Genomic DNA, 12232 nt, shown 5'->3' with positions numbered 1-12232 from the left:
GGCCGTCAGTCGCAGCAACAACCAGGATCGCGCCGTCCATCTGCGCAGCACCGGTGATCATGTTTTTAACATAGTCGGCGTGGCCTGGGCAGTCTACGTGTGCGTAGTGGCGAGTCGGGGTGTCGTACTCAACGTGAGAGGTGTTGATGGTGATACCACGAGCTTTTTCTTCTGGTGCGTTATCGATCTGGTCGAATGCACGAGCAGAACCACCGTAGGTTTTAGCCAGAACGGTAGTGATTGCAGCGGTCAGGGTAGTTTTACCATGGTCAACGTGGCCGATAGTACCAACGTTGACGTGCGGTTTTGTACGTTCAAATTTTTCTTTAGACACGGCTATATTCCTTACTATAGTGCTCTCCCCTCTGGAGAGAGCACGGGACTTAGGTTTTAATCCTGTGGATTACTTACCACGGGCTTCAATAACGGCCTGAGCAACGTTGTTAGGCGCATCATCATACTTCAGGAATTCCATGGTGTATGATGCACGACCTTTGGTCAGAGAACGCAGCTGAGTTGCATATCCGAACATTTCAGACAGTGGAACTTCAGCGTGGATCTTAACGCCAGTTACTTCGGATTCCTGACCACGCAGCATACCGCGACGACGGCTCAAGTCACCGATAACGTCACCGGTGTTCTCTTCAGGAGTTTCTACTTCAACCTTCATGATTGGCTCAAGCAGAACTGGTTTTGCTTTCTTAAAGCCTTCTTTAAAGGCAATAGACGCAGCCAGTTTAAACGCCAGTTCAGAGGAGTCAACGTCGTGGTAAGAACCGAAGTGCAGACGGATACCCATGTCAACAACCGGATAGCCAGCCAGAGGGCCCGCTTTCAGCTGTTCCTGGATGCCTTTATCAACGGCTGGGATGTATTCACCAGGAATTACACCACCTTTGATGTCGTTGATGAACTCGTAACCTTTAGGGTTAGAGCCCGGCTCCAGTGGGTACATGTCGATCACAACGTGACCGTACTGACCGCGACCACCAGACTGCTTAGCGTGTTTACCTTCAACATCGGTAACTTTCGCGCGAATCGCTTCGCGGTAAGCAACCTGAGGTTTACCCACGTTCGCTTCAACGTTGAATTCACGCTTCATACGGTCAACGATGATGTCCAGGTGCAGTTCACCCATACCAGCGATGATGGTCTGGTTAGATTCTTCATCAGTCCATACGCGGAATGATGGGTCTTCTTTCGCCAGACGGCCCAGAGCCAGACCCATTTTTTCCTGGTCAGCTTTGGTTTTTGGTTCAACTGCGATGGAGATTACCGGCTCAGGGAATTCCATACGCTCCAGAATGATTGGGTGATCTGGGTCACACAGGGTGTCACCAGTAGTCACGTCTTTCAGACCGATAGCTGCAGCGATGTCGCCCGCACGAACTTCTTTGATCTCTTCACGTTTGTTAGCGTGCATCTGTACGATACGGCCAAAACGTTCACGCGCCGCTTTCACGGAGTTCAGGATGGTGTCACCGGAGTTAACCACACCAGAGTAAACGCGGAAGAAGGTCAGGTTACCCACGAATGGGTCGGTAGCAATTTTGAACGCCAGTGCAGAGAATGGCTCTTCGTCGCTTGCGTGACGCTCAGCCGGAGTATCTTTACCGTCGTCCAGGATGCCGTTGATCGCAGGAACGTCAACCGGGGATGGCAGGTAGTCAACTACCGCATCCAGCATCGCCTGCACACCTTTGTTCTTGAACGCAGAACCACAGGTTACCAGGATGATTTCGTTGTTCAGAACACGCTGACGCAGAGCTTTTTTGATCTCTTCTTCAGTCAGTTCTTCACCACCCAGGTATTTCTCCATCAGCTCTTCAGAAGCTTCAGCAGCGGATTCGATCAGGTTCTGGTGCCATTCGTCAGCCAGGTCCTGCATTGCAGCTGGGATATCTTCGTATTCGAAGGTAACGCCCTGGTCTGCATCGTTCCAGTTGATGGCTTTCATTTTCACCAGGTCGATAACGCCGGTGAAACCTTCTTCAGCACCAATTGCCAGCTGCAGCGGAACAGGGTTCGCGCCCAGACGGGTTTTGATCTGGCCAACAACTTTCAGGAAGTTAGCACCCATACGGTCCATTTTGTTAACGAACGCGATGCGTGGAACTTTATATTTGTTCGCCTGACGCCATACGGTTTCAGACTGTGGCTGAACACCACCAACTGCGCAATAAACCATTACCGCGCCGTCAAGAACACGCATGGAACGTTCTACTTCGATGGTGAAGTCAACGTGCCCTGGGGTGTCGATGATGTTTACGCGATGTGGTTCGTACTGCTTAGCCATACCTGACCAGAATGCAGTAGTCGCTGCGGAGGTGATGGTAATACCACGCTCCTGCTCCTGTTCCATCCAGTCCATGGTGGCTGCGCCGTCATGAACTTCACCGATTTTATGGTTTACACCGGTGTAGAACAGAATACGTTCGGTAGTAGTGGTTTTACCGGCGTCGATGTGCGCACTGATACCGATGTTACGGTAGCGTGCGATGGGTGTTGTACGAGCCATTTGATTCCTCGTTATATCTTTAGGCGTTCAGTTAAGTTACCCAGAGCGGGCGGCTTCTCTGAAGCGCCCGCCTGGTGACTAATACTCCGAAGGGATTACCAACGGTAGTGTGCGAACGCCTTGTTGGCTTCTGCCATACGGTGAACGTCTTCACGTTTCTTAACTGCAGTACCTTTGTTTTCTGCAGCATCAGAAAGTTCGTTCGCCAGACGCAGAGCCATGGATTTATCACCGCGTTTACGAGCAGCTTCAACGATCCAACGCATTGCCAGAGCATTACGACGAACCGGACGAACTTCAACTGGAACCTGATAAGTAGAACCACCAACGCGGCGAGACTTAACTTCTACAGTCGGGCGCACGTTGTCGAGAGCGACTTCGAAAGCTTCCAGTTCATTTTTACCAGAACGCTGAGCCAGGGTCTCCAGCGCGCTGTATACTATTGCTTCTGCAGTAGATTTTTTACCATCTACCATCAGGATATTTACAAATTTTGCCAGCAGTTCTGATCCGAATTTCGGATCTGGAAGAATTTTACGCTGACCAATGACGCGACGACGTGGCATGGGAATACTCCGTTGTTAATTCAGGATTGTCCAAAACTCTACGAGTTTAGTTTGACATTAAGATAAATCAGTTTGGCCTTACTTAACGGAGAACCATTAAGCCTTAGGACGCTTCACGCCGTACTTGGAGCGAGCCTGCTTACGGTCTTTAACACCTGAGCAGTCCAGCGCACCACGAACGGTGTGGTAACGAACACCCGGAAGGTCTTTAACACGACCGCCACGGATCAGGATCACGGAGTGCTCCTGCAGGTTGTGACCTTCACCACCGATGTAGGAAGTCACTTCGAAACCGTTAGTCAAACGCACACGGCATACTTTACGCAGTGCGGAGTTTGGTTTTTTAGGAGTGGTGGTATATACACGAGTACATACACCACGTTTCTGCGGGCAGGCTTCCAGCGCAGGCACGTTGCTCTTTGCAACTTTGCGTGCACGTGGTTTGCGTACCAGCTGGTTAACTGTTGCCATTAAATAGCTCCTGGTTTTAGCTTTTGCTTCGTAAACACGTAATAAATCGACCTCATACAATATGAGGACGCGAAATTTTAGGGCTACGTCGAAAAGGTGTCAAGAAATATACAGCGATCTCAAATCACCAGTTCATTTGACTGGCATGCTTCACAGTAAGATTGACGAAATCAGTATAGCCAACCACGTCAATTTTGGCTGAAATTTGACCAGAAAGACCCCGCGCATCAAGATCGTCTTTCAGCGCAGAGACTGTTATGGGGGCATTACTGAGGATTTCAACGAAACGACTGCCGCCAATCGCGGCAAGCACGCCGTCCTGGAGCAGCAGCAGGTCATCACCTTCGCGAAGCATACTCAATAACGCGTCGATATCACACTGCCAGGGGGAATGGCTTAGGGTATGGAGCATGGTAGCCTCAGAAAGTCAGAACGGTGTCGTAGTGGGAAAGATGCTCGCGCAATGCGGTGGAAGACAGGCATGTCACATCCAGCACGAAAGACGTTGCCTCGTTTAAACCACGTGCAGCCAGTGAGTCCGCGCAGACATAGAACGTTTCTATATCGTACAGCGGTAACACTTTGAACGTCGCGATGTAATCGCGCGCCAGAATGGCTTGCGGCTGTTGCCCCGCCAGAAGCTGAAATACACCGTCGCCCAAAAAGAAGACGCCGATATCTTCAGTCAGCGCTGATGTCGCGAGCAACGCATCCAGCCCTTCTCTGCCAGACGCACTGCCGTGCGGCGCTGAGGAAAAAACAAACGCGACACGCTTCATCAGAATTGCACCACTCTGTCGCAGGTTAATGCTGCCTGTGCCAGTGCACCCAGACCACTCAACGAAAAACCGGGCTGCAGGTTAGAACCCGATAAACCCAGGCGCTCAGCTTCAGTTGCATCAGCCACGCCGCGGCGCAGTGCCGCCGCCACGCAGATATGCAGTTCAACGCCCTGCTGTTCGTTTAATGCCTGCCACGCACGCACCAGGTCAAACTCATCACTCGCCGGTGACGTAAACTGGTTCGCGTTATACACCCCTTCCCGATAAAAGAAGACGCTCACCAGTTCATGTCCGGCCTTCAACAGCGCATGCGCAAACTGCAACGCACTGCTGGCCTGCTGAGTACCGTACGCCGGGCCTGTCACCATTAAGGCATAACGCATTACTTGTCTTGCCCCAGGAAATCACCGCTCTTGAACTGGCGAATATAGAGGTAAACCGTGTGCTTGGAGATGTTCAGACGATCGGCCACCTGGTTAATGGCGTCTTTAATATCAAAAATCCCTTTCTCATAGAGATTCAGCACAATCTGGCGATTCTTGGCGTTGTTCGATACGTTGCGGTCAGCATTCACCTCTTCAATAGTGAACTCAAGCGTCTGAGTTACAAGATCTTCAACAGAAGAGGCAAAGTTAACAGAAGAACCAACATCTGGCGTTTCTGGTGGAATAAAGGTGCTCATGATTTGCGAGAATGGCACATCAAGGTTCATGTTGATGCACAGCAATCCAATCACACGATGCTCGCGGTTTCGAATCGCGATGGTTTCTGATTTCATCAGCACGCCACTTTTGGCGCGGGTGAAATAGCATTTGGAGACGCTGCTGTCCGCGCCGGTCATGTCATGCAACATACGCAATGCAAGGTCGGTGATTGGCGAACCAATTTTACGGCCAGTATGCTCACCATTGGCAATGCGGATGGCGGAACACTTCAGATCTTGCAGGGAGTGCAATACGATTTCGCAGTGGGAGCCAATGAGCATCGCTAACCCGTCCACCACCGCTTCATACGATTTCAGAATATCGAAGTCGGTCTGGTCAAAAGGACGTTGATCCAGCAAATCAAGTTCACTGGTTTCGTTGGTTAAAAGCGACCTGGACATGAAAAAAACACTCCTTTTCAGGAGCCTGTCGTTAGGTTTTCAGGGCAGGCTCATTATCTACACGGACAACTAAATTAATACAGCGGGTATAACGCTTTCCAGTGTTAATTATATCTGCCCCATAATAAAAAAACCGCCGCCTTAAAGGCGGCGGTTTTTTTCAGGATTACTTCTTAGTAGCAGCGGCTTTATCGTCAGCCGGTGCGTCTGCTTTAGCGTCCGCTTTCGGTGCCGGTTTGATATCCAGCAGCTCTACGTCAAAGACCAGTGTAGAGTTAGCAGGGATACCCGGAACGCCAGTTTTGCCGTACGCCAGATCTGGTGGGATAACCAGCTTGATTTTACCGCCTTTCTTGATGTTTTTCAGGCCTTCAGTCCAGCCAGGGATCACACCATCCAGACGGAAGGAGAGCGGCTCACCACGGGTGTAAGAGTTATCGAACTCTTTACCGTCGATCAGCGTACCTTTGTAGTTCACAACTACAGTGTCGCTGTCTTTAGGTGCATCGCCGGTGCCTTCTTTCTCAACTTTGTACACCAGGCCAGTAGAGGAGGTTTTCACACCTTTCTCTTTAGCAAAGGTATCGCGATAGGCTTTGCCTTTGGCTTCGTTTTCTTTAGCGTCCGCATCCATCTTAGTCTGAGCGGCACCTTTCACACGCGCTTCGAACGCCTGCAGAGTCTGTTCGATCTCCTGATCAGACAGCTTGCTCTTATCAGCAAATGCGTCCTGAACACCCGCGATCAGCTGAGCTTTATCCAGTTTGATGCCCAGTTTCTCTTGTTCTTTCAGAGAGTTTTCCATGTAACGACCCAGAGATGCGCCGAGTGCATAGGCGGATTTCTGGTCGTCATTTTTGAACGCCGCTTTGCTGTCTGCAGTGGCAGCAGGCTTCGCAGCAGTATCAGCAGCGAATGACAGCGGCGCGTTCAGCGCAACAGCCATCGTCGTCGCCAGCAGCGTTACTTTAAACAGTGATTTCATCCATATCTCCAGGGCCTGGGGACTCTCACCCCAGCGTTAAACGTAAATGAGTTACGTACTATAAAACGTTGCGGAAGAAATCTACAGACAGACACTTCCAATTCTCGCCACTTTTCAGACTATTTTTGTTTAAATAAGTTTCCTGCCAAAGGGATGCAGACTGTACTTCAGGATAAACTCAGTTAAACTGCGCCGCCGCTGGGCCATTATGGTGAATCAGAAATAAACGAGGTGAATGATGAAGGATACAACAATAGAAGCGAGAATGGCTGAGCTGGAAAGCCGCCTGGCTTTTCAGGACATCACCATCGAAGAGCTAAACCAGACCGTGACTGCACATGAACTCGAAATGGCAAAACTGCGGGATCATATGCGCCTGCTGACGGAAAAGCTGAAGGCCACGCAGCCGTCGAACATTGCCTCTCAGTCAGAAGAGACGCCACCACCTCATTATTGAGGCGTAAAAAAAGCGGGATTATCCCGCTTTTTTATTTTCCGCATGGCGGAATTAGTGGCAACCGCAGCCGCCGTTACCGCAACCACCTTTACCGTGGTCGTGACCATGGTCGTGATCGTGGCCGTGACCACCGCAGCAGCCGTCGTGGCCGTGATCGTGGTCGTGACCGTGCGCACCGTGAACGTGGCCATGAGCCAGCTCTTCTTCGGTTGCTTCACGGATCGCAACAACTTCTACGTTGAACTTCAGGTTCTGGCCAGCCAGCATGTGGTTACCGTCAACCACAACGTGGTCATCTTCCACTTCAGTGATTTCGACAGGAACCGGACCCTGGTCGGTTTCCGCCAGGAAGCGCATGCCAACCTGCAGTTCGTCAACGCCCATGAACACATCTTTAGGAACGCGCTGAACCAGGTTGTCATCATACTGACCGTAAGCGTCGTTCGCGCCTACAGCAACATCAAATTTGTCGCCAACTTCATGACCTTCCAGCGCGTTTTCCAGGCCGGAAATCAGGGAACCGTGACCATGCAGGTAGTCAAGCGGCGCACTCACCGGAGACTCATCAACCAACACACCGTCTTCTGTACGTACCTGATAGGCCAGGCTGACCACCAGGTCTTTTGCTACTTTCATGATATCTCCTGAGCGTGGGAAAATTGCTGGCGCAGATTGTAGCGGAAATCTGCACCCGTGTACCCTTTAGCTTAAAAAAACTCAGGGCATATCGCTAGTCCGGATGAAAAATCCCGATCACTTGCTCTTCTTTGCGAACGTGATCTCGGGCCTCTTTATCAGCCTCACGCATCTGGTGACCGCACTTAACACACTCAACAACATCAATATTATTTTCCCGCCACATCGCCAGAGTATCTTGCGCCTGGCAGGTCGGGCATTTTGCACCCGCAATAAAGCGTTTACGTACAGCCATCTTTCGTTACCCTTTATTCAAATTCATCCCAGCCATCAAGCTGGCGTCGTTCCAGTTGCATCTCTCGCTGGAAAATCTCCTCCAGCTCGCGACGCGCTTCCCGCACGCGTGAGATCTGCGCGGTATCCGTATGTACCGGCATCAGCTCACGCAGCATTCGCATATCCAGCCGGCGGAAGTGCATTTGAGCGCGCTGCGCCTGATGTGGATGCATACCGAGCGAGATCAACGCCTTGCGGCCCAGCTCCAGCGCACTGGAGAACGTCTCACGGGAGAAGTGTTTCACACCCGCCTGCAACAATTCGTGAGCTTCAACACGTCCCCGCGCACGCGCCAGAATATGCAGATGCGGGAAATGCTGCTGACACAGCTCCACCAGCTTCATCGTGTCTTCCGGGTCGTTACAGGTAATCACGATGGACTCTGCTGCCTCCGCTCCCGCCGAGCGCAGTAGCTCAAGTTGGGTCGCATCGCCGTAATACACCTTGTAGCCATATTTACGCATCAGATTAACCGCGCTGATATCACGCTCCAGTACCGTAATGCGCATTTTGTTCGCCATCAGCAAACGTCCGATAACCTGTCCGAAACGGCCAAAGCCCACCACAATCACCTGCGGCTTATCGTCTTCCACCCACGGCGCTTCGTCTTCATCATCAGTTGGATTCAGGCGGCGTGACAAAAGTTTATCCACAAGCTTCATCAACAGCGGCGTAGTCATCATGGACAGCGTGACCGTCACCAGCAGCAGAGCCATTTGATCATCTTTAAACAGCTTCTGGGAAGATGCAGTGGAAAACAGCACAAACGCGAACTCGCCTCCCTGGCTTAATACGCTGGCAAACTGCATACGTTCCGAACTGCGTAGCCCGTAAATGCGCGACATGACATACAGCACCAGTGTTTTCACCGCCACCAGAATGGCAACGCTCACGACAACCCACAGCAGATGGGTATAAAGAACGCCAAGGTTGAGCGCCATACCCACCGAAATAAAGAAAAGCCCTAACAGCAGCCCTTTGAAGGGATCGATGGCAATTTCCAGTTCGTGACGATATTCGCTCTCGGCAAGTAGCACCCCGGCAATGAAGGTCCCGAGCGCCATCGACAGTCCCAGCGCATCCATAAACAACGCCGATCCCAGCACCAGCAGCAGCGTCGCAGCGGTGAACACCTCACGTACGCCCGACGCGGCAATAAAGCGGAACACAGGGCGTAACAGGAAACGTCCGCCAATCAGCATACCGGCGAAGGCCAGCACCTTCATGGCGATTTTAGCCCAGTCAAAGTGATCGTCGCCGGAGCCTGCCAGCAGGGGCACCAGTGCCAATGCAGGGATCACCGCCAGATCCTGAAACAGTAGCACCGAAAAACCCAGTTGCCCTGCTTCGCTACGGTTCATCCCTTTGTCGCGCATCAACTGGAGTGCCATTGCCGTCGACGACATCGCAAGACCTATCCCACCGATCACCGCCGCCTGCCAGGAGAAGTTGGTCAGCATTAACAGGCCACCCAGAATCGCGGCGCTGAACAGCACCTGCGCGGCACCCACACCGAAGATAGAGCGTCTGAGTTGCCACAATTTAGAGGGGTTCAGTTCCAGGCCGATGATGAACATCAGGAACACCACACCCAGCTCGGAGAAATGGAGGATTTCATCCACATCGCTGATGAATCCAAGCCCCCAGGGGCCAATTGCTATCCCTGCCAGCAGATAGCCCAGCACTGCACCTATTCCAATACGTGCAGCAAGCGGAACCGCGACGACGGCCGCAAATAAAAACAGCACTCCGGCAAGGAGCAGATTCGATCCTTCCATTAACGACCTCCTGCCGGAATCGGTGATGCCAGCCATTCACCGTACGCTCTGGCATGACTTGCCAGTTCTTTCGGATCCTGACGCCGCGCCCAGTAGATAATAATCGGGCTCATCCAGTGCATACGGCACATCGCTGCCGTCAGTTCGAATGGACGAAGGATGTCACTCATCGGATAGCGGTTCAGCCCGTCATAACGGTATGCGCTTTCCGGTTCACCGGTAGTAATAACGCTACGCCAGTACTTTCCCGCCAGTTGGTTGCCCCCTACCCCGCTGGAGAATCCCCTGCTCAGCACGCGGTCCAGCCACTCTTTGAGCAGCGCCGGGCAGCTGTAAGTATAAAGCGGATGCTGGAACACAATGACGTCGTGCTGACGCAGCAGTTCCTGCTCGTAAGGGATATCAATAAAGAAATCAGGATAGTGCGCGTAAAGATCGTGCACCGTCACGTTACTGAGCTGTGTGGCCGGCTTAAGCAGCACCCGGTTTGCCACCGAGTCCTGAGATTCCGGATGGGCATACAGCAGCAGCACTTTTGCTGTCTGAGACATCATTCCCCTCCCGGTCTTGTTTCTGTTTTTGTGTATCGTCGTTGTTTTGGGCTACCATGGCGGCCCGGTGCGGAAAATAGCCCACACCTTACATTATCATAATGACAAATTAACATAGTCGGAACATACGGCGCTTCTATGATTGTTTTCTCCTCGTTACAAATTCGTCGCGGCGTGCGCGTCCTGCTGGATAACGCCACTGCAACCATCAACCCAGGCCAAAAAGTGGGTCTGGTCGGCAAAAACGGCTGTGGTAAATCCACTCTGCTGGCGCTGCTGAAAAACGAGATTAGCGCGGATGGCGGTAACTTTACCTTCCCGGGGAACTGGCAGCTCGCCTGGGTGAACCAGGAGACGCCCGCCCTGAGCGAACCAGCTCTCGACTATGTTATCGACGGTGACCGTGAATACCGTAAGCTGGAAGCGGAACTTAACGCCGCCAACGAGCGCAACGACGGTCACGCCATCGCCACCGTTCACGGCAAGCTGGACGCCATCGACGCATGGACCATTCGCTCCCGCGCCTCCAGCCTGCTGCACGGCCTGGGCTTCAGCAATGAACAGCTGGAACGCCCGGTCAGCGACTTCTCGGGCGGCTGGCGTATGCGCCTCAACCTGGCGCAGGCACTGATCTGCCGCTCTGATCTGTTGTTGCTTGATGAACCGACGAACCACCTGGATCTCGATGCGGTTATTTGGCTGGAGAAGTGGCTCAAGAGCTATCAGGGCACTCTGATTCTGATCTCCCACGACCGCGACTTCCTCGACCCGGTGGTGGATAAAATCATTCATATCGAACAGCAAACGATGTTCGAGTACACCGGCAACTACAGCTCCTTCGAGCGCCAGCGCGCGACGCGTCTTGCCCAGCAGCAGTCCATGTACGAAAGCCAGCAGCAGCGCGTGGCGCACCTGCAGAGTTTCGTGGATCGCTTCAAGGCCAAAGCGTCAAAAGCGAAACAGGCCCAGAGCCGCATCAAAATGCTGGAACGCATGGAGATGATTGCCCCGGCGCACGTGGATAACCCGTTCCACTTCAGCTTCCGCGCGCCGGAAAGCCTGCCGAACCCACTGCTGAAGATGGAAAAAGTCAGCGCGGGCTACGGCGAACGCACTATTCTCGACTCCATTAAGCTCAATCTGGTGCCAGGTTCGCGCATTGGCCTGCTGGGACGCAACGGTGCAGGTAAATCAACGTTGATCAAACTGCTGGCGGGCGAGCTTAACCCGGTCAGCGGTGAAATCGGTCTCGCGAAGGGCATCAAGCTGGGTTACTTCGCCCAGCATCAGCTGGAATTTTTACGCGCGGATGAATCCCCGATTCAGCACCTCGCGCGTCTGGCGCCGCAGGAGATGGAGCAGAAGCTACGTGACTACCTCGGCGGTTTTGGCTTCCAGGGTGATAAAGTCACCGAAAACACCGAGCGCTTCTCCGGTGGCGAAAAGGCCCGTCTGGTGCTGGCACTGATCGTCTGGCAGCGTCCGAACCTGCTGCTTCTTGATGAACCGACTAACCACCTGGATCTCGACATGCGTCAGGCGCTAACTGAAGCGCTGATTGAGTTTGAAGGCGCGCTGGTTGTCGTCTCGCACGATCGCCACCTGATCCGCTCCACCACCGACGATCTCTACTTAGTGCATGACGGCAAAGTTGAACCATTCGACGGTGACCTGGAAGACTACCAGCAGTGGCTGACCGACGTGCAGAAGCTGGAAAACCAGCCGGAAGAGTCCGCGAAAGAGAACGCCAACAGCGCGCAGGCGCGTAAAGACCAAAAGCGTCGCGAAGCGGAACTTCGCACCCAGACACAGCCGCTACGCAAAGAGATCGCCCGTCTCGAAAAAGAGATGGAAAAACTTAATGCTACACTCGCTACCGTTGAAGAGAAGCTGGGCGACAGCGGTCTGTATGACCAGAGCCGTAAAGCTGAGCTGACTGACTGTCTGCAAACTCAGGCCAAAACGAAATCCAGCCTCGAAGAGTGCGAGATGGCATGGCTGGACGCTCAGGAACAGCTGGAAGCGATTATAGTAAATAACTGACAAG

Annotated in this window: 15 protein-coding genes; 2 read left to right on the top strand and 13 right to left on the bottom strand. The window is 52.7% G+C overall.

Annotation, left to right across the window (positions count from 1 at the left end; genetic code table 11):
• From WB237_RS19900 to fkpA, 9 genes are all read right to left on the bottom strand, one after another.
• The coding region (locus tag WB237_RS19900) for a GTP-binding protein (protein ID WP_227647127.1) at nucleotides 1–334 on the bottom strand (334 nt) is incomplete at its 3' end.
• Nucleotides 335–403: 69 nt separating this feature from the next.
• Nucleotides 404–2518: an elongation factor G gene (fusA, locus tag WB237_RS19895; RefSeq protein ID WP_028017992.1), complete on the bottom strand. Its 2115-nt coding sequence runs from the start codon at nucleotides 2516–2518 to the stop codon at nucleotides 404–406.
• A 95-nt stretch (nucleotides 2519–2613) separates the two neighbouring features.
• Nucleotides 2614–3084, bottom strand: a complete 471-nt coding sequence (gene rpsG / locus WB237_RS19890) for a 30S ribosomal protein S7 (RefSeq protein ID WP_003861706.1) — start codon at nucleotides 3082–3084, stop codon at nucleotides 2614–2616.
• Nucleotides 3085–3180: 96 nt separating this feature from the next.
• Nucleotides 3181–3555 (bottom strand): 30S ribosomal protein S12, encoded by a 375-nt coding sequence (gene rpsL, locus WB237_RS19885; protein WP_000246815.1) that lies wholly within the window; start codon nucleotides 3553–3555, stop codon nucleotides 3181–3183.
• 124 nt (nucleotides 3556–3679) lie between these two features.
• A complete protein-coding gene (gene tusB, locus WB237_RS19880) occupies nucleotides 3680–3967 on the bottom strand; it encodes a sulfurtransferase complex subunit TusB (protein WP_316942662.1) in 288 nt (95 codons plus the stop codon).
• A 7-nt stretch (nucleotides 3968–3974) separates the two neighbouring features.
• Nucleotides 3975–4334, bottom strand: coding sequence for a sulfurtransferase complex subunit TusC (tusC, locus tag WB237_RS19875; RefSeq protein WP_129994855.1), 360 nt, complete (start codon nucleotides 4332–4334; stop codon nucleotides 3975–3977).
• The gene (gene tusD / locus WB237_RS19870) at nucleotides 4334–4720 is read right to left on the bottom strand and encodes a sulfurtransferase complex subunit TusD (RefSeq protein WP_316942661.1); all 387 of its coding nucleotides are present in this window, start codon (nucleotides 4718–4720) and stop codon (nucleotides 4334–4336) included. Before tusD ends, tusC begins: the two co-directional genes overlap by 1 nt.
• Nucleotides 4720–5442, bottom strand: a complete 723-nt coding sequence (locus WB237_RS19865) for a helix-turn-helix transcriptional regulator (RefSeq protein ID WP_003861697.1) — start codon at nucleotides 5440–5442, stop codon at nucleotides 4720–4722. Before WB237_RS19865 ends, tusD begins: the two co-directional genes overlap by 1 nt.
• A 166-nt stretch (nucleotides 5443–5608) precedes the next feature.
• Nucleotides 5609–6427, bottom strand: coding sequence for an FKBP-type peptidyl-prolyl cis-trans isomerase (gene fkpA, locus WB237_RS19860; RefSeq protein WP_336215677.1), 819 nt, complete (start codon nucleotides 6425–6427; stop codon nucleotides 5609–5611).
• Nucleotides 6428–6665: 238 nt separating this feature from the next.
• Between fkpA and WB237_RS19855 the strand changes: the two genes are divergently transcribed.
• The gene (locus tag WB237_RS19855; RefSeq protein WP_008503009.1) at nucleotides 6666–6884 is read left to right on the top strand and encodes a protein SlyX; all 219 of its coding nucleotides are present in this window, start codon (nucleotides 6666–6668) and stop codon (nucleotides 6882–6884) included.
• Nucleotides 6885–6935: 51 nt separating this feature from the next.
• Here the strand turns inward: WB237_RS19855 and slyD are convergent, their stop codons facing one another.
• The 4 genes from slyD to kefG all read right to left on the bottom strand — a co-directional run bounded on the left by slyD (nucleotide 6936) and on the right by kefG (nucleotide 10185).
• On the bottom strand, nucleotides 6936–7520 hold the full coding sequence (gene slyD / locus WB237_RS19850; RefSeq protein WP_126330680.1) for a peptidylprolyl isomerase: 585 nt from the start codon (nucleotides 7518–7520) through the stop codon (nucleotides 6936–6938).
• 94 nt (nucleotides 7521–7614) lie between these two features.
• On the bottom strand, nucleotides 7615–7815 hold the full coding sequence (locus WB237_RS19845) for a YheV family putative zinc ribbon protein (protein ID WP_010436300.1): 201 nt from the start codon (nucleotides 7813–7815) through the stop codon (nucleotides 7615–7617).
• A 13-nt stretch (nucleotides 7816–7828) separates the two neighbouring features.
• Nucleotides 7829–9634: a glutathione-regulated potassium-efflux system protein KefB gene (kefB, locus tag WB237_RS19840; RefSeq protein WP_336215671.1), complete on the bottom strand. Its 1806-nt coding sequence runs from the start codon at nucleotides 9632–9634 to the stop codon at nucleotides 7829–7831.
• Nucleotides 9634–10185 (bottom strand): glutathione-regulated potassium-efflux system ancillary protein KefG, encoded by a 552-nt coding sequence (gene kefG / locus WB237_RS19835; protein ID WP_014833523.1) that lies wholly within the window; start codon nucleotides 10183–10185, stop codon nucleotides 9634–9636. Before kefG ends, kefB begins: the two co-directional genes overlap by 1 nt.
• Before the next feature lie 138 nt (nucleotides 10186–10323).
• Between kefG and WB237_RS19830 the strand changes: the two genes are divergently transcribed.
• Nucleotides 10324–12228 carry an ABC transporter ATP-binding protein gene (locus WB237_RS19830; RefSeq protein WP_336215666.1) on the top strand — a complete coding sequence of 635 codons (1905 nt, stop codon included), beginning with the start codon at nucleotides 10324–10326 and terminating at the stop codon, nucleotides 12226–12228.
• The last annotated feature ends 4 nt before the right edge of the window (nucleotides 12229–12232 follow it).

Source organism: Enterobacter sp. P82 (assembly GCF_037053385.1).
Lineage (GTDB): Bacteria > Pseudomonadota > Gammaproteobacteria > Enterobacterales > Enterobacteriaceae > Enterobacter.
This window is presented reverse-complemented; position numbering and strand designations above follow the sequence as displayed.

Coding starts and splice junctions, on each gene's coding strand:
- slyD (WP_126330680.1), bottom strand. CDS start 7,520: ATGAAAGTAGCAAAAGACCTGGTGGTCAGCCTGGCCTATCAGGTACGT.
- WB237_RS19830 (WP_336215666.1), top strand. CDS start 10,324: ATGATTGTTTTCTCCTCGTTACAAATTCGTCGCGGCGTGCGCGTCCTG.
- kefG (WP_014833523.1), bottom strand. CDS start 10,185: ATGTCTCAGACAGCAAAAGTGCTGCTGCTGTATGCCCATCCGGAATCT.
- kefB (WP_336215671.1), bottom strand. CDS start 9,634: ATGGAAGGATCGAATCTGCTCCTTGCCGGAGTGCTGTTTTTATTTGCG.
- WB237_RS19855 (WP_008503009.1), top strand. CDS start 6,666: ATGAAGGATACAACAATAGAAGCGAGAATGGCTGAGCTGGAAAGCCGC.
- tusC (WP_129994855.1), bottom strand. CDS start 4,334: ATGAAGCGTGTCGCGTTTGTTTTTTCCTCAGCGCCGCACGGCAGTGCG.
- tusD (WP_316942661.1), bottom strand. CDS start 4,720: ATGCGTTATGCCTTAATGGTGACAGGCCCGGCGTACGGTACTCAGCAG.
- WB237_RS19845 (WP_010436300.1), bottom strand. CDS start 7,815: ATGGCTGTACGTAAACGCTTTATTGCGGGTGCAAAATGCCCGACCTGC.
- rpsG (WP_003861706.1), bottom strand. CDS start 3,084: ATGCCACGTCGTCGCGTCATTGGTCAGCGTAAAATTCTTCCAGATCCG.
- rpsL (WP_000246815.1), bottom strand. CDS start 3,555: ATGGCAACAGTTAACCAGCTGGTACGCAAACCACGTGCACGCAAAGTT.
- tusB (WP_316942662.1), bottom strand. CDS start 3,967: ATGCTCCATACCCTAAGCCATTCCCCCTGGCAGTGTGATATCGACGCG.
- fusA (WP_028017992.1), bottom strand. CDS start 2,518: ATGGCTCGTACAACACCCATCGCACGCTACCGTAACATCGGTATCAGT.
- fkpA (WP_336215677.1), bottom strand. CDS start 6,427: ATGAAATCACTGTTTAAAGTAACGCTGCTGGCGACGACGATGGCTGTT.
- WB237_RS19865 (WP_003861697.1), bottom strand. CDS start 5,442: ATGTCCAGGTCGCTTTTAACCAACGAAACCAGTGAACTTGATTTGCTG.